Raw genomic sequence first — 15,550 nt, 5'->3', positions numbered from 1 at the left:
GCCGGCGGGGCGCGCCCGGCCGGGGCCTCAGGCCGCCCGGTCCTGCTCCCCGTCGTCCTGCTGGGCGTCGTCCTGCTCGCCCAGGAGCCGCGCCCGCCCGCAGCGCTGCAGCACCTCGGCCAGGCGCCACGCCTCGGCCCTGCTCAGGTGCAGGGCCATCTCCCGGTGGGTGCCCAGCCCGGAGTAGATCGCCACGCCCGACAGGTCCGGCTCGAACCCGTCGTCCTCGATCACGCTGAGGCAGATCCAGGGCTTCACGCCCGGGCGGAAGTGCGCCAGCCGCATCGGCGGCACGGTGCGCTCCCCGGTGAGGTAGGGCACGATCATCTGCACGTAGCTGAGGTCGTAGACCTCGGTGCGCCCCTCGGCGCGCAGGATGACGTCGTTGCCCTCGATGGTCACGGACTCGGCGGCGGTGGCCCCTAGCTGCACCTGGCTCATTCCAGCGCACGCGCTGCGATGACGCACGCCGGGGCCCGCCGCCCAGCCCGCCGCCTCAGCCGCCGGCCCGCTGCGCCGCCACCGCCTCGGTCGCGGGGTTGCGCACGTCCACCGCGACTGGCCGGCGGAAACCCGCCAGCCAGTCGCGCGGCAGGCTCCAGCAGGTCCCCTCGAAGGCCGCCGCGAGGGGACGCTCCACGTAGCGGTGCACCAGTTGCGCGGCGAGCACGCACAGCACCAGGGCCGCCAGCACCACGGCCACCCGGGCGGCGGGCGCGGTCGGCGGGTGCAGGCGGGAGGCCACGACGGCGAGGGCGCCGATGAGCGGCACGTGCACCAGGTACAGCGAGTACGACGGGGTGGCCACGGCCATCAGGGCCCGCGGCGTGCTCCAGCGGCGGGTCTGCTCCAGCGCGACCACGCCGTGCAGGACCAGGCACACGGCGGTGGTGACCCCCAGCAGGCGGTACTCGCTGCTGGTGGTGCCGGGCACGTGCAGCACCCGCAGCGTCAGCAGGGTCACCAGCAGCAGCACCCCCGCCGTCAGCGCGGCCGTCCCGCGGCGCAGACCGGCGAGCAGGCCGTGGGCCACGGCGGCCCCCAGGACGAACTCGAGGTTCAGCGGGTTGCCGAGGAACTGCAGGACGGGCCCGCCGGTGCCCTCGGGGACGACGTGCAGCACGACGTACAGGGTGGCGACGAAACCGGACCATGCGCCCAGCACCGCCCACAGGCCTCGGGTGGTGCCGGTCAGCAGGCCGAGGCAGAACACCCCGTAGAACACGACGATGTGGGTGAGGGTCCAGCCCACGAGGAGCAGCGGCAGCCCTTCCTGCGGCAGCAGCAGGTAGGAGGCCAGGACGTTCGGCGGGTGCTCCTGGCTGCCGTTGACGGCACCGGGGGCCACGAGGGTGATGGCGAGGACGCCCGTGGTGGCCAGCCAGTACAGGGGCAGCACCTTCACCAGGCGCCGCCACAGGGTCCGGCGCACGGGGCTGCGCCCCAGGCGGGGACCGGCGGCGGTGAGCACCATGAAGAAGCCGCTGAGGGTGAAGAAGACGTCGACGCCGATGCCGGTGACCAGGGTGCGGACCTCGTCCCAGACGCGGGGACCCTCGGTGAAGACCTTGCCCTCGAACCCGGTGGGGCCGGTGAGGTGGGCCAGCACGACCAGGAGGGCGCCGACGGCCCGCAGGGCGTGCACGGAACGGGTGGACAGTCGAGGCGGTCCACCCGCGGGTGGGGTGGAGGACGGCTGGGCGCGCGCGGGCTCGGGGGTGGGCATGGGGCTCCCGGTGTCGGTGGCGTGAGCGGCCCGGTCGCTCCCCCGGGAGCGAACTCTCGGCCCACGGGGCGTCACACAAGCACACGGCACACCCCGGTTTCACCTGTTAGGAGCACACTCGTGCGAAGTTTCGGCGCAGCGTGATCAGCTCGTTGCTGTCCGTCTCGAGCGATGAACCCCCACGGTCTCAAGGGGGGTTCCGCGCGTGCCGATGCCCCGTGCTGTGGAGCGGGACGACGAGCACGCCCGGCTCGTCGCGGTGGGTGAGCACACGCCCCCCGGCGGGGCCGCCGGCGACCCCGCGGACCTGGCCGACCTCGACGCCGTCGTGCGCCTGGCCGCCGCCCTCACCGGGTGCTCCGGGGCCGCGGTCAACCTCGTCGACGCCGACCGGCAGCGCCAGCTGACCGCCGTCGGCACGCCCTGCCGCGACGTCCCTCGCGAGGACTCGATGTGCGCGGTCGGCTTCCGCTCCGGCGCAGTCGTGCACCTCCCCGACGCCCGGGAGCACCCCGCCTACCGGGACAAGCCCCACGTCGACGGGAGCCTCGCACGGGTGCGGCTGTACGCCGCCGCGCCGCTGGCCACCGCCGGCGGGCACGCCCTGGGCACGCTGTGCGTGTTCGACACCGTCGCCCGCGCGCTGGACGAGACGCAGCTGCAGCACCTGCGCGACCTGGCCAGGGTCGTCGTCTCCCTGCTGGAGCGCCGCCGCCAGGCCCGCCGCAGCGCACGCCTGGCCGCCGAGGCCGAGGAGCAGCGCGAGCTCGCCGAACTCGTCATGGCCGAGGCCGCCCGGCGCGAGGAGCTCACCCAGGCGGTCCTGGCCACCGCCGACGTCGGCATCGTCGTCGCCGACCCCGACGGGCACCTGCTCATGTTCAACGACACCGCGCGCGCCCTGCTGGGCCGCGCCGCCGACGGGGACCTCGACCTCAGCGGGCACGCCGGCGCCTACGGCCTGCGCACCGCCGACGGCAGCCGCCCCCTGACGGCCGAGGAGCTGCCGCTGCGGCGGGCCCTGCGCGAGGGCGCCGTCGAGGACGCCCGCATGCGCATCGTCGTCCCCGGCCGCTCACCGATCACGGTCACCTGCTCGGGGCGCACCATGCGCGCCGACGACGGCACCGTGCTCGGCGCGGTCGTGGCCATGCACGACATCACCTCCCGGCAGGCCCGCGAGGCCGCGCTGCGCGCCGCGCACGCGGAGCTGGCCACCGCCCACGAGCAGCTCGCCGCGCACGCCGAGCGGGTGGAGGTCCTCGCCCGCGCCTCCACGGCCATCGCCACCGCGGACGACCCGCGCCTGGCGATCTGCGAGGCCGTGCGCGAGCTCACCGGCGCCGACGCCGCCTACCTGGTCCAGCCCGACGCCGACGGCGTCCTGGTCAGCACCGCCAGCACCGGGCTGGACGGGGTGGAGGTCCGCGTGGACCCCCGGTGCGACACCAGCCTCGTGCTGGACGCCCACCACGGCCGCGAGCAGCTGTTCGTGCCCGACGTCCCGGCCCACCCCCGCGCCAGCCGCGCCCTCGTCGAGGCGTGCGGGACGGTGTCGGCCGTGTGGCAGCCGGTCCTGCGGCGCGGGCGCGAACCCGTCGGCGTGCTCGCCGTGATCTGGCGGCGCCCGGTGACGGCGCTCGCCCCCGGGGTGCCGGCGGCGCTGTCGACCCTGGCGGGCGAGGCCGCCCACGCCGTCGAGCGCGCCGACCTGCTGGTGCGGCTGGAACGCGCCGCCGAGCGCGACGCCCTCACCGGGCTGCCCAACCGCCGCCGCTGGGACGAGGTCGCGGCCTCGGAGGTGGCGCGCGCGGACCGCACCGGCGTGCCGCTGACGTTCGCGCTGCTCGACCTGGACCGCTTCAAGGCGTACAACGACACCCGGGGCCACCTGGCCGGCGACGAGCTGCTGCGCGACTTCGCGGTCGCCGCCGCCGCGCAGCTGCGGGAGGTCGACACGCTGGCCCGCTGGGGCGGGGAGGAGTTCGTCCTGGCCCTGCCGGGCTGCGACGGGGCCGGTGCGCTCGCCGTGGCCGACCGGATCCGCGCGGCCGTGCCCCGCGGGCAGACGTGCACGGTGGGTGTGGCGCAGTGGGTGCCGGGGCAGTCGGCCGCCGAGGTGCTCGGCGTGGCCGACGCCGCCCTGTACCGGGGCAAGCTGGCCGGGCGCGACGCCACGGTCGTCGCCGGCCCCCCGGTCGTGCCGGACGGCGGTGCGGACGGGCTGGACCCGGCCGTCGATCACCTAGCGTGGTGATCCCCGAGCCGAGGAGGAACGGTGACCGCACCGCAGCAGCACGGCCCCTGGCACGAGCCCGACGCGCCGCGCGGCGGCCCGGTGCCCCTGGAGCCGGTGCGGCGGCGGGGCTCCGCCGCCCTGGTGCTGGCGGTGGTCGTCACCGCGGGCGAGGGGCTCAGTGCGCTGGCGGGGTTCGCGGGCGGTGCGCCGGCTCCGTTCTCGCCGTACGGCCTCCTCGTCGGCCTGACGGGGCTCGCCTGGCTCGCCGCCTTCGTCGTCACGTGCCTGTGGCTGGTGCGGGTCCGGCGCAACTCCGAGCTGGTGGCCCCGGCCCACCACCACGCGCGCAGCCGGGGGTGGGCCTGGGCGGGGTGGGTCGTGCCGGTGGTCTCGCTCTGGTTCCCGTTCCAGGTGGTCCGGGACGCCCTGGACGCGTCCGCGTCCGGAGCAGGGGCCCGGCGCGTCCAGCGTCGGCTGCTCGCCCTGTGGTGGGCGGGCTGGCTGGTGGGGCAGTCCTTCACCAACCTGGCTTCGCAGCGGGCCACCTCGTCCGTCCCGGGTGATCCGTCCACCACCGGTGCGCTGCACCTGGTCGGGTTCCTCGCGTTCGTCGTCTCGCTCGTCGCGTGGTTCCGCGTCGTCCGGGCCGCGGACGCCCTGCAGTTCCGTGCGGGCTGACCCCGCGACCGGCTCGGGCGGCAACCCCCACCCCCGGCCGTCAGGTGCCCGGCCTGTCCTTCCGGAGCTCCCACAACCCGTACTGCACGACGTAGGAGTACTCGTCGTGCCGCCAGGCCGGGATGAACCGGTACGACCACGGCGACAACCCCGCAGCCGTGACCGCGCCCAGCTGCGCGGTGGCGTCGTAGCAGTGCATGTCGACCCCCGGCAGGCCGTCGTCGGAGAACGCGCGCCGGGAACTGCCGGCTTCCCGCGCGGTGCGGTCCTCGACGACCCCCACCAGCAGCCGCGCCCCGGGCGCGCACGCGTCGGCGAGGTTCCGCAGCGTCCCGGTGAGATCGCGGCAGAACTCCAGGCACCCCACGGCGACGACGACGTCGAAACGCCCCCAGCCGCCCGGCAGCGGGTCGTGGAAGTCGTGCTGCTCGTACCGGCCCTGCGGCCGTCCGGCGCTCGCGACCTCCAGCATCCGCGCAGACACGTCGATGCCCGTGACGGAGACGTCCGGGGCGAGGTTCCTCGTCAGCTGCCCCGGTCCGCACCCGACGTCGAGCACCCGGCACTCGGGCGTCACGGAACGCAGCAGGAAGTCCGCGACGAGGGGGCCGTAGTGCTCGAGGGAACGCCACCCCGGCACGTAGTGCGGGGCGAAGTCGTCGTAGTAGAGCGCGATGGCCTCGCTCTCGTCGGGCCCCGTTCCGCCGTGCACGAGTCGATCGCTCCTCGGTGTTCGGACGGATCTTCGGGCCCCGGGTGGGGTGGGAGGTTAGCACCGCCTCCCCGGGGCCGCGCTCGCGGCGACGGCCCCGGAGAACCTCACCCCCGCACCGCGGAGGGCCACCGAACCGTGATCGTGGTGGTCTCCTCCGTGGCTGACGACTCCCACGTGTGCGACTCCCCGGGGTACCAGATGACGTAGTCCCCGGACTCGCGCAGCACCGCCTCGCCCTCGCGGAACCTGATCCGCTGGGAACCGCTGACCAGCACGCACAGCGACGTCTGCGGCTCCGGCTGCGTCCACTCGTCGTCGCGGGAACCGGGAGCCAGGCGCGCCCACTTCACCTCCACGTCACCGCTGGCCAGTTCCGGTGCGCGCCCGGCCTTGAAGTGCCCGACCAGCCAGCCCCCGTCCTCGGCGCCGTCGTCGTCCGCGTTGCCCGCGTGCCAGCTCACGACCCCGATCCTGCCGCCGCGCCGCACCACCGACCAGTCGGTGGTGCGGCGGTGGGTGTACGGCGGTGGACGTGGAGCACGCCCCGCCGGGACGCAGCGGCCGCGGCCGGGCGTTGCACCCGGCACCATGCCCGCACCCACCTCACCCGCCCGGCCCGCCCTGTCGCTGCTGGACCGCACCCGCACCACCGCCCCGCCCGGAGGCGGCGCGGGTGACGACGCCGCCGCGATCCGCGCGACGGTCGACCGCGCGGTGCGCGCGCAGGCGCTGGGCCTGCACCGCTTCTGGGTGGCCGAGCACCACGCCGTCCCCGGCGTCGTCGGCCCGGCACCGGCGGTGCTGCTGGCCGCCGTCGCCGCCTCGCTCGATCCCTCCTCGCCGCTGCGGATCGGCTCCGGAGGCGTGATGCTGCCGAACCACGTGCCGCTGGTGGTCGCCGAGCAGTTCGCCGTCCTGCAGGCCCTGCGCCCGGGCCGCGTCGACCTCGGGGTGGGCCGCTCCGCCGGTTTCACGGCCCCGGTGCGGGAGGCGCTGCGCGCCCCCGGTGCCGACGCGGAGGAGTTCACCGCACGGCTGTCCGACCTGCTGGACCTGCTGCACGGGCGCGCGCCGGTGACGGTGCGCCCGCGCGTGCCGGCGCCGCCGGTCACGGTGCTGACCACCGGTGCCGGCCTGCTGACCGCCGCGCACCTGGGGCTGCCCGTCGTCGTGGGCGGCCCAGTGCTGGAGGACCCGGCGCGCCTGGAGCAGTACCGGGAGCGCTTCGTCGAGCGCGGCCACGGCGGCCCGCGCGTGACGGTGCTGGCCGACGTGCTCGTCGCCGACGACGAGGCCGCGGCCCGGCGCGAGCTGCTGCCCCAGGCGTGGTCGCTGGCGGTCTCGCGCACCCGCGGGAAGTTCCCGCCGCTGCCGGCCCCCGGCGACGTCGACCTGACCGGCCTGACGGCCCGTGAGCGCCGCACGGTGGACGCGGTCCTCGCGCAGAGCGTCGTCGGCACCGAGGCCGAGGTGCGCCGGCGGGTCGGCGACCTGCTGGGGCGGCTCGGGGCCGGTGAGCTCCTGGTCGCCACGACCGTGCACGAGCCGGACCTGCAGGCCGAGTCCGACGCCCGCCTGGCCGACGCGCTGCTCGGCTGACGCGCTGCTCGGGTGACGCGCTGCTGGGTGGAGGGGTGCCGCCGCGGACCGCTGCGGCACCCCGCGCACGTGCTCGACAGGCACCCGCCCGTCGTGGAGGGTGGTGGGCGTGGCGGGGACGACGGTGTACTGCTTCGCGGCGTGGTTCGCGCGGCGCCGCCACGAGCTGCACCGGGCGGGGGACTGACCACCGGCTCGCAGCGCCCCGGCCGGGCGGTGGTTTCGCGGTGGTCGCGCGGGCGTGCCTACGCTGGGCCGGTGCCCGCCCGCCGCCGTCACCGACGCCCCCGCCCGGGGCCGGCGCCGGTGCGCTTCACCCTCGACGCCCGCGACCTGGTCGCCGACCCGCCGGCGCGCCCGTCGCCCCGCGGCGGCGTCCCCGACGCGGTGTGGGGCGCGTGGCGCGCGCGGCGCCCCGCCGGGGCGGCGGCGCGGCCGCTGACCCTCACGCACAGCCGGCCGGGGTCCGCGCCGGCACCGGGGGCCGAGCAGCAGCCGCCGTTCGACTGGCCCGAGGTCCTGGTGACCCTGCACCGCCACCTCCTGCTGCCCGGGGTGCCGCACGACGTCGAGATCGCCGCGATCGGCACCACCGTGCGCCTGGTGCGCCTCGACGGCGTCGAGGTCCCGCTGACCGACGCGGCGGCCCGGCTGCGCGCCCGCGCCCTGCTGAGCGGGCACCGCGTCGACCTCGTCCCCGAGGAGGTCCTCGGCTTCGCGCTGCTGCACGCGCAGCTGCGCGGGTTCCTCGACGCCCACCCGCCGGGCGGCGGTCTGGACCTGCGCCTGGTCCTGGCGGCGGCCGGTGCCGGGTTCAGCGCCGCCGACGTCGTCGCCGCGCACGCCGCGGGCACGCTCACCCCCGACCGCATCGCCTTCCTCGCCGCCCTGCTGGGCGACCCGGCCGGGCGGGCCCCCGACGGATCCTGGAGGACCCCCGCGTGAGCCGGCAGCACACCGACACCTGCGACGCCCTGGGCATCGCCCTGCTCGCCGGCGTCCCGGTGGTCCTGTGGGGGCCGCCCGGGCAGGGCAAGTCCTCGGTCGTGAAGGAACTGGCCGACGGCATGGGTGCGCACCTGGAGACGGTCATCGCCTCGATCCGCGAACCCAGCGACTTCGCGGGCCTGCCGGTCGTCGACGCCGCCTCGGGCACCGCCTCGCTGGCACCGCCGTCGTGGGCGGTGCGGCTGCGCGACGCGGTGGAGCGCGACGGGCGGGCGGGCATCCAGTTCTACGACGAGGTCTCGACCGCTCCGCCCGCCACGCAGGCCGCCCTGCTGCGCCCCATCCTGGAGGGCGTGGTCGGCGACCTGCGGCTGCCGGAGCAGGTGCGCACCGTCGCCGCGGCGAACCCCCCGGACGTCGCGGCCGACGGGTGGGACCTGGCCCCGCCCGTCGCGAACCGCTTCCTGCACCTGACGTGGAGCCTGGACGCCGAGACGGTGCGCGAGGGGTTCACGACCGGCTGGCCGGCCGTCACGGTGCCGCGCGCCGACGAGGCCGAGGTCGCGGCCGAGCTGGAGCGGGCGACGACCCTCGTGGGGGTTTTCCTGGGGTCCCGGCCGGAACTCGTCACGCGCCTGCCGTCGTCCTCGCAGGACGCGGGCCGCGCCTTCCCGACACCGCGCTCCTGGGAGATGGCGGCGCGGCTGTACGCCCACGCCCGCGCGGCCGGGGCGAACAGCACCGTCGTCACCCTGCTGGTCACCGGGACCGTCGGGGTCGCCGCCGCGGGGGAGTTCCTGACCTACGTGCGCGACCTGGACCTGCCCGACCCCGAGGAGCTGCTGCGCGACCCGGGTTCCTGGACCGTGGACCCGCAGCGCACCGACAGGACGTACGCGGTGGCGGCCTCGGTGTGGGCGGCGACGGCCGCGAACCCCACCGTCGAGCGGTGGCAGGCGTGCGGCCGGGTCCTCGCCGGGATCGCCGACGCCCGCAGCGCGGACATCGCGTACTCCTACGGCCGCCGGTGGGCGCAGCACCGACCGGAGGGCGCGATGCCGGAACCGGCGACCATCGCCTCCCTCGGCCCGATCCTGACCGAGCTCGGCCTGCTGACCCGCGACGCGTGAGGCCGCGGGACGGCGCGCCGGACGGCCCGGTGGGCGAGCGGGCCGCTCTGCGCCTGGCCGCCGGCCGCGCCCGCGCCGGTGAGCTCGCGCCGTACCTGGGCGCAGCCCTGTACGCCGTCAAACCCGTCGCCAGCACCGAGGTCCCCACCGTCGGGATCGACACCCGCTGGCGCATGTACTACAACCCCGGGTTCATCCTCACCCTCGACGTCGCCCAGGTCGTCGGCGTCTGGTTGCACGAGGTCGGCCACCCCCTGCGCGAGCACCACGAGAGGTTCGCGGCCTTGGCCGAGCCCGCGGAACGCCTGCCGCTGTTCAACCGGGCCGGTGACTGCACCATCAACGAGGACCTGCGCGCGGCGGGGATCAGCGTGCCCGCCCGGAAGGCGTGGTACCCCGAGCGCGTGCCCGGCGCCGCGGCCGGGATGACCGCGGAGCAGATCTACCGGCTGCTCGTGGGCGGGACGGCGCCGGGCCCGCGACCCGCGGGGCCCGGGTTCCCGGCGGGTTTCGACGACTGCGGTTCCGGTGCGGGTGGCCCGCGCCGCCCCTGGGAGGACGACGACAGCGGCCGCGACGCCGCCGGGGGCGACGACGGCAGCGTGGACGCCGGCCGGGCCGAGCTGGTCCGCCGGCAGACCGCGCGCGACGTCCTCGAGCACGCCCGCAGCCGGGGCCCGGTGCCGGCGGGGTGGCGGCGCTGGGCCGACGAGGTCCTGACACCGGTGGTGGACTGGCGCCGGGAACTGCTGAGCGTGACCCGCCGGGCCGCCGCCCGCGTCGCCGGGGTGCGCGACTACTCCTACGCGCGCCCCTCGCGGCGCGCCTCCGCGACGCCGGGGGTGGTGCTGCCCGCGATGCGGCAGCCGCGCCCGCCCCGGGTCGCGGTGGTCGTCGACACCTCCGCCTCGGTCACCGAGGACATGCTCGCGCGGGTGCACGCGGAGATCGAGGCGATCGTGCGGCGCAGCCGCGGCACCGGTGTGCAGGTCATCGCCTGCGACGCCGCGGCGGGGCGGGCGCGGCTGGTCCGGCGGGTGCAGGACGTCGCGCTGGTCGGCGGCGGCGGCACCGACATGCGCGTGGGCCTGGCCGCGGCCGCCGCGCTGCGCCCCGCGGTGGACCTCGTGATCACCGCGACCGACGGCGACACGCCCTGGCCCGCGCAGCCTCCCCGCGAGAACCCCGGCGCCACCCACGTGGTGCTGCTGCTGGACGGCGCCCGCGAGGGCGTGCCCGCCTGGATGCGCGGGATCGTCGTGGAGCGGGACCGGCCCGACGCCCGCTGACGACCCTCAGTCGAGGGGGACCTGCTCGCGGGGGTCCCACCGCCACACCAGGTCCCCCAGCTGCGCCCGCGCCAGGCACGGCCCCTCGTGGCCGGGTTCCAGCGTGCACACCACCCGGAAGCCGTCCACCCCGGCCTTCGCCTCGCCGTCCAGCCACGCCTGCTGCGAGCGTTCCGCCCCCGACCCGCCCGTCAGGCCCTCCTGGACGCCCGGGGCGGTGACGGCGCCGAGCGCCCGCAGGGTCCGCAGGGCCGCGACCAGTTCGGCCACCGGGCCGCCGGGGACCTCCGGCACCCACCGGCTGGAGGCGCAGGTGCTGCCCTGGCCCGGGGCGTCGAGCACCACCGGGTGGCCGTCGGGCGCCCGGTGGGTGGCCGTCACCGTCGTCCCGGCGGCCCACCCGCCGCGCGCGGAACGCACGAGCGCGTCGAAGGAGGCCGCCACGTCGAGCACCCGCCCGCGCCGCCGCTTGGCGTAGAAGCGGGGGTAGTGCTCGAAGCCGTCGACCCGAGCGGTCGGCGGCTCGGGAGCGCCCGCGGCCGCGATCCGCCGCTGCTGCCGCGTCCACTGCTCCTGGGCCGGGTCCCACCTGCGCACCCGACGAGCATGACACCCGGGACGGTGGTGGGACGGTGCCGCCCCGGGCCGGTGCGTCCACCGGCCCGGGGCGGTCGCTCAGCCGACGAGCGCGCTCTGCTCGGCGGCCTCGGCGGTCACGTCCATCTCCGCCACGCCGGAGCTGCGCAGCAGGTACCCGGGGACGCGCAGGCCCAGGCCGTCGCAGACGGCGTGGAACACCTCGGTGTTGTCCAGCACCGCGTTGAACCGCTCGGAGCCGGGGCCGGACGCCATGATGTTCACGTCCTCCACGGTGTGCACGCAGTTGGTCTCCTCCAGCGGCAGGTTGCCGATCTGGACGACCGACCCGGGGTCGCGCTCGGGGTTGGGCACGGCCCGCTCGGTCGCGGGGTCCTCCAGCGCCGGCTGCACCAGGACGGGGTTGTGCGCGAAGTCGTCCGGGTGGTCGGGGTGGTTCGACCAGCCGAAGAACAGCTGCACGTCCGGGTTCGGGTCGTCGGGGAAGCCGTCGCCGTCCGCGTCGACGTAGGTGGGGAACCCGGCGTCGGCGTACACGCCGTTCGCCTGGCGGGCGGGTTCGTCGTCGGCGGCGTCCTTCGAGACGCTGTGCGTGCCGGCGATGCTCATGGCGTGGTTGTGGTCGGCGGTGACCACGATGAGGGTGTCGCCGCGGTCCTTCGCCCACTCCTTGGCGACCCCGACGGCCTGGTCCAGCTCGATGGTGTCGTAGACGGCGCGCGGGCCGTCCAGCGGGTGCTCGGACTTGTCGATGGAGGCGCCCTCCACCATGAGGAAGAAGCCCTTGTCGTTCTGCTCCAGCACCTTCAGGGCCGCCTTCGTCATCTCCACCAGGCCGGGCTGGTCGGGGAAGTCGCCCAGGACCTCGGGGTTCGGGGTGATCTCGCGGTCGATGTAGACGTTCAGGTTGCCCAGCGCGAAGGTGCCCAGCAGCTTCTCCGGGGTGCCGGCGGCCATGACGGCCTCCAGTTCGGTGCGGGTGCCCGCGTAGGCGAAGCCCTTGTCCTTGAACTCCGCGACGAGGTCGCGGTCGTCGGTGCGCCGCGAGCCCTCCTGCGACTGCGGCAGCAGGCTCGCGCGGCCACCGCCCATGTAGACGTCCGGCATCTGCTCGGGCGTCAGCGCCTGGTCCATGATGGCCGCGTACTCCGAGCGGCGTCGGGTGTGCGCGAACACCGCGGCCGGGGTGGCGTCCTGGATCTCCGCGGTGGTCACGATGCCGATGGACATCCCCCGGGAGCGCTTGAGGACCTCGGCCATCGTCTCGACCCTGGGGCTCCTCGCCGGGTCGGGGTCGTTGCCGGGGTACACGCCCATGGCGTTGACGGCGGACTTGTGGCCGGTCATGTAGGCCGACATGGAGTTCGCGGAGTCGGTGGCGATGGAGTCGCTGCCGGAGGTCGTCACGTTGCCGCGGTGGTCCATGCGGTCCATCTCCAGCAAGCCGTGGTACTTGCCCTCGCTGATGCCCTTGGACAGGATCCGAGCGCCGGTGATGGCGGCCGGGCCCATGCCGTCGCCGAGGAAGAAGATGACGTTCTTGGCCTTCTTCCCGTCGGCGTCCGCCAGGACGACCTCGTGCCGCACCTCGGCGGAGGCCTGTCCCGCGGAGGAGGTGACCTCCGCGGAGATCGTGAAGGTGCCCGCCTCCGGGTAGGCCAGGCCCTCGTAGGTGACCTCGACGGAGTCCTCGGCGGAACTGCTGCGCAGCGGCGCGGGGCTCAGCAGCGGGGCGGGGCCGTCCTGGCCGGCGACGCGGATGACGATGCGGGTGGTCTCCGGGTCGACTCCGGTGGCCTCGACGCGCAGGTCGAACGTGGCGCCGACCTGGAATTTCGCCCGGTCGAGCGGCAGGATCCGCACCGCGCTGGTGGTGGTCCCGGTGCTCAGCGCGACGCGGCGGACGACGCCGGTGAAGGCGTGCGGGTCCTTGTGGTTCAGCGCGGCGGCGCTGACGGGGGCGGCGGCGGCCTTCTCGGCTCCGCGCAGCCCCGAGCCCCAGACGATGGCGGTGGCGAGACCGCCGGCGCCGGTGCCCAGCAGACCGCGGCGGGTGAAGAACCCCCCGCGCGCGCCGTCGCCGTCCTGCTCGCCGTGCTGGTGAGAATGCTTATCAGACAAGGGGTTCGACCTCTCGCGTGGTCCCCGGCGCGAGCCGTGGACGGGCCCGTGGGTGCGGGCACAACCTGCCAGCGGGTCGGGAACGCCGGCGCAACGCCGGGCGGCCGAGGGGTCAACGGGTGGTGGCGCGGTGGTTCACCCGCGCAACAAGTGCGCCGTCCGGTAGCCCAGCAGCTCGCGCAGCACGATCGAGGTGGACGTGCGCCGGATGCCCCGGCAGCGCAGGATGCGCTGGGTGATCTCGTAGACGTGGTCGGCGTCGCGCGCGACGATCTGGATCATCAGGTCGGAGTCGCCCGAGATCCCCACGCACTCCACGACCTCGGGGATGCGGGCCATGTCCGCGACCATCCCCTCGAACTCGTCCTGCTCCACGTCGGCGGTGACCAGCGCCCGCATCGGCAGCCCCAGCGCCTCGGCGGTGATGCGGGTGGAGTGCAACCGCAGCGCGCCGCCGGCGGCCAGCCGCTGCAGCCGGGCGTGCACGGTGCCGCGCGCCAGGCCCAGGTCGAGGGCGAGCTGCGCGACGGTCGCGCGGGGGTCGGCGTCCAGCGCGGCCAGCACCCGGCGGTCGACGGCGTCCAGGGTGGTCACACCGACCAGCCTACGTCGGTTCCGGACCACGGAACCGGTCGGATCGACCAGTCCCGCGGGCGGCTGTTGCGCACGTCGACGAGCCGGAGCTGTCATCGGGAGCATGACTGACGACAGCGCCACCGGGCCGGGGACCACCGCGACGGTGAGCGTGGGCGCCTACCTCGCCCACCGCCTGGCGCAGCTGGGCGTGCGGCACCTGTTCGGCCTGCCCGGCGACTTCAACCTCGCGCTGCTGGACGAGGTCCTCGCCACCGGCGAGCAGCGCTGGGTGGGTTCGTCCAACGAGCTGAACGCCGGGTACTGCGCCGACGGGTACGCCCGGCTGCGCCGCGGCCCCGCGGCGTTCGTGACGACGTTCGGCGTGGGGGAGCTGTCCGCCGTCAACGCCCTCGCCGGCAGCTTCGCCGAGGACGTCCCCGTCGTGCACGTCGTGGGGATGCCCGCCACCCGCGCGATGGCCGACGGTGCGCTGCTGCACCACTCCCTCGCCGACGGCGACTTCGGTCACTTCGTGCGCGTGGCCGCCGAGGTGACGGCCTCGGCGGTGGTGCTGCGCCCGCACGGCGCCGCCACCGCGATCGACCAGGCGCTGCTCACCGCGGTCAGCGCCTCGAAACCGGTCTACCTGGGGGTGCCCGCCGACGTGGCCGTGGCCCCGGTGTCCGCCGCGCCGCTGGCCCGCCCGCTGCGGCTGCTGCGCGGCGATGCGCAGTCGGCCGCGGAGTTCTCCCGGGCGCTGGCGCGGTTCCTCGACGGCGCCGCCGAGGTCACCGTCCTGGCCGGCCCGCGCCTGCACCGCCGGCACCTGGAGGAGCGGATGCGGGCGATCGCCGCGCAGAACGGCGTGCGGGTGGCGACGCAGTCGGCGTCCAAGGCGCTGCTGGACGAGTCGCACCCGGCGAACCTCGGCGTCTACGCGGGGGAGTTCTCCCGCTCGGAGCGGACCCGGCGCTGCGTCGACGCGGCGGCACCGCTGGTGCTGGCGGGTGCCGTCCTGACGGACTTCCTCACCGGCTCCTTCACCCACGCCTTCGACCCCGACGCCGCGGTGGACCTGCAGCTGGACCACGCCCGCATCGCCGGCGACGTGTTCCACGGCGTGCACCTGGACGAGTCGCTGCGGCTGCTGGAGGAGGTGCTGGCCGCGCGCACCCCCCGGCCGGAGCCGCTGCCCCGCCAGGACGTCGAGGTCCCCGCCGCCCACGTCCCCGCCGCCCCGGACGCGCCGCTCACCCACGCCGACCTGTGGCCGCTGCTGCAGGACTGGCTGGAGCCGGGCACGCTGCTCGTCGCCGAGGCGGGCACGTCCTTCTACGGCGCGGTGGAGCTGACGCTGCCCGACGGCTGCGACCTGCTGGGGCAGCCGGTGTGGTCCTCCATCGGGTACACGCTGCCCGCCACGCTGGGCGCGATGCTGGCCGCACCCGGCCGCGAGACCGTCCTGGTCATCGGTGACGGTTCCGCGCAGCTGACCGTGCAGGAGCTGGGCCGGCTGCTGGAGCAGGGGCTGGCGCCGACGGTCCTGCTGCTCGACAACGGCGGGTACACCGTGGAGCGGGCCATCCGCAGCCCCGAGGCGGACTACCAGGAGGTCGTCGCCTGGGACTGGACGCGCCTGCCGGCCGCGCTGGGCGCCCCGGCCACGCCCGTGCACCGGGCCGGCACGCCCGCCGAGCTGGTGGAGGTGCTGGGCAAGGTCCGCGCCGACGCCGGCCGCCCCGCGCTGGTGCAGGTCGTCCTGCCCCGCGACGACGCCCCCGACTCCCTGCTCCGCCTGGCCCGCAGCATCCGCTGACCCCCTCCCCTGTCCCCGCGGTGGGGGGGGGGGGGGGGGGGGGGGGCCCGGGGGGCGGGGCGGGGGGGGGGGGGGGGGGGGGGGGGGGGGGGGGGGGGGGGGGGGGGGGGGGGGGG

The 15,550-nt window shown here is 76.2% G+C and carries 14 protein-coding genes; 7 read left to right on the top strand and 7 right to left on the bottom strand.

All coding sequences use genetic code 11. The features are described from left to right. Positions 1–27 precede the first annotated feature (27 nt). Together ACRYM0_RS03735 and ACRYM0_RS03730 are read right to left on the bottom strand one after the other, a co-directional pair. Entirely contained in the window at positions 28–432 is a 405-nt protein-coding gene (locus ACRYM0_RS03735; protein WP_432502276.1) for a hypothetical protein, read from the bottom strand. Between the two features lie 64 nt (positions 433–496). Then, positions 497–1,726, bottom strand: a complete 1,230-nt coding sequence (locus tag ACRYM0_RS03730) for an acyltransferase family protein (RefSeq protein WP_432502274.1) — start codon at positions 1,724–1,726, stop codon at positions 497–499. A gap of 211 nt (positions 1,727–1,937) precedes the next feature. On the opposite strand from ACRYM0_RS03730, the gene ACRYM0_RS03725 reads away from it, so the two are divergent. Together ACRYM0_RS03725 and ACRYM0_RS03720 are read left to right on the top strand one after the other, a co-directional pair. Beyond that, entirely contained in the window at positions 1,938–3,983 is a 2,046-nt protein-coding gene (locus ACRYM0_RS03725) for a diguanylate cyclase domain-containing protein (protein WP_432502365.1), read from the top strand. 21 nt (positions 3,984–4,004) lie between these two features. Next, complete coding sequence (locus ACRYM0_RS03720) at positions 4,005–4,643, top strand: DUF4328 domain-containing protein (RefSeq protein ID WP_432502272.1); 639 nt, start codon at positions 4,005–4,007, stop codon at positions 4,641–4,643. Between the two features lie 40 nt (positions 4,644–4,683). Here the strand turns inward: ACRYM0_RS03720 and ACRYM0_RS03715 are convergent, their stop codons facing one another. Both ACRYM0_RS03715 and ACRYM0_RS03710 read right to left on the bottom strand, forming a co-directional pair. Continuing rightward, complete coding sequence (locus ACRYM0_RS03715; RefSeq protein ID WP_432502270.1) at positions 4,684–5,355, bottom strand: class I SAM-dependent methyltransferase; 672 nt, start codon at positions 5,353–5,355, stop codon at positions 4,684–4,686. Positions 5,356–5,462: 107 nt separating this feature from the next. Next, positions 5,463–5,819: a cupin domain-containing protein gene (locus ACRYM0_RS03710; RefSeq protein ID WP_432502267.1), complete on the bottom strand. Its 357-nt coding sequence runs from the start codon at positions 5,817–5,819 to the stop codon at positions 5,463–5,465. A 127-nt stretch (positions 5,820–5,946) separates the two neighbouring features. On the opposite strand from ACRYM0_RS03710, the gene ACRYM0_RS03705 reads away from it, so the two are divergent. From ACRYM0_RS03705 to ACRYM0_RS03690, 4 genes are all read left to right on the top strand, one after another. Continuing rightward, positions 5,947–6,957: an MsnO8 family LLM class oxidoreductase gene (locus tag ACRYM0_RS03705; protein ID WP_432502264.1), complete on the top strand. Its 1,011-nt coding sequence runs from the start codon at positions 5,947–5,949 to the stop codon at positions 6,955–6,957. A 258-nt stretch (positions 6,958–7,215) separates the two neighbouring features. Continuing rightward, positions 7,216–7,902 (top strand): hypothetical protein, encoded by a 687-nt coding sequence (locus ACRYM0_RS03700; RefSeq protein ID WP_432502263.1) that lies wholly within the window; start codon positions 7,216–7,218, stop codon positions 7,900–7,902. Continuing rightward, entirely contained in the window at positions 7,899–9,035 is a 1,137-nt protein-coding gene (locus tag ACRYM0_RS03695; RefSeq protein WP_432502261.1) for an AAA family ATPase, read from the top strand. The genes ACRYM0_RS03700 and ACRYM0_RS03695 overlap by 4 nt, the downstream gene beginning before the upstream one ends. After that, the gene (locus ACRYM0_RS03690) at positions 9,032–10,324 is read left to right on the top strand and encodes a vWA domain-containing protein (RefSeq protein ID WP_432502260.1); all 1,293 of its coding nucleotides are present in this window, start codon (positions 9,032–9,034) and stop codon (positions 10,322–10,324) included. The genes ACRYM0_RS03695 and ACRYM0_RS03690 overlap by 4 nt, the downstream gene beginning before the upstream one ends. Before the next feature lie 6 nt (positions 10,325–10,330). On the opposite strand, the gene ACRYM0_RS03685 is transcribed toward ACRYM0_RS03690, so the two are convergent. The 3 genes from ACRYM0_RS03685 to ACRYM0_RS03675 all read right to left on the bottom strand — a co-directional run bounded on the left by ACRYM0_RS03685 (position 10,331) and on the right by ACRYM0_RS03675 (position 13,636). Next, complete coding sequence (locus tag ACRYM0_RS03685; protein ID WP_432502258.1) at positions 10,331–10,921, bottom strand: hypothetical protein; 591 nt, start codon at positions 10,919–10,921, stop codon at positions 10,331–10,333. A 78-nt stretch (positions 10,922–10,999) separates the two neighbouring features. Then, complete coding sequence (locus ACRYM0_RS03680) at positions 11,000–13,042, bottom strand: alkaline phosphatase (RefSeq protein WP_432502256.1); 2,043 nt, start codon at positions 13,040–13,042, stop codon at positions 11,000–11,002. A 135-nt stretch (positions 13,043–13,177) separates the two neighbouring features. Next, positions 13,178–13,636, bottom strand: a complete 459-nt coding sequence (locus ACRYM0_RS03675; RefSeq protein ID WP_432502254.1) for an Lrp/AsnC family transcriptional regulator — start codon at positions 13,634–13,636, stop codon at positions 13,178–13,180. Positions 13,637–13,739: 103 nt separating this feature from the next. Between ACRYM0_RS03675 and ACRYM0_RS03670 the strand changes: the two genes are divergently transcribed. Beyond that, positions 13,740–15,434 carry an alpha-keto acid decarboxylase family protein gene (locus ACRYM0_RS03670; protein WP_432502252.1) on the top strand — a complete coding sequence of 565 codons (1,695 nt, stop codon included), beginning with the start codon at positions 13,740–13,742 and terminating at the stop codon, positions 15,432–15,434. Positions 15,435–15,550: the final 116 nt, after the last annotated feature.

The organism is Kineococcus arenarius subsp. arenarius (assembly GCF_050871845.1).
Taxonomy (GTDB): Bacteria; Actinomycetota; Actinomycetes; order Actinomycetales; family Kineococcaceae; genus Kineococcus.
Note: the sequence above shows the minus strand (reverse complement) of the source record. Positions and strands in the feature narration are given on the sequence as shown.

Excerpts from the sequence above, each read along its gene's own strand:
- ACRYM0_RS03725 (WP_432502365.1), top strand. The coding sequence starts at position 1,938 with ATGCCCCGTGCTGTGGAGCGGGACGACGAGCACGCCCGGCTCGTCGCG.
- ACRYM0_RS03670 (WP_432502252.1), top strand. The coding sequence starts at position 13,740 with ATGACTGACGACAGCGCCACCGGGCCGGGGACCACCGCGACGGTGAGC.
- ACRYM0_RS03705 (WP_432502264.1), top strand. The coding sequence starts at position 5,947 with ATGCCCGCACCCACCTCACCCGCCCGGCCCGCCCTGTCGCTGCTGGAC.
- ACRYM0_RS03730 (WP_432502274.1), bottom strand. The coding sequence starts at position 1,726 with ATGCCCACCCCCGAGCCCGCGCGCGCCCAGCCGTCCTCCACCCCACCC.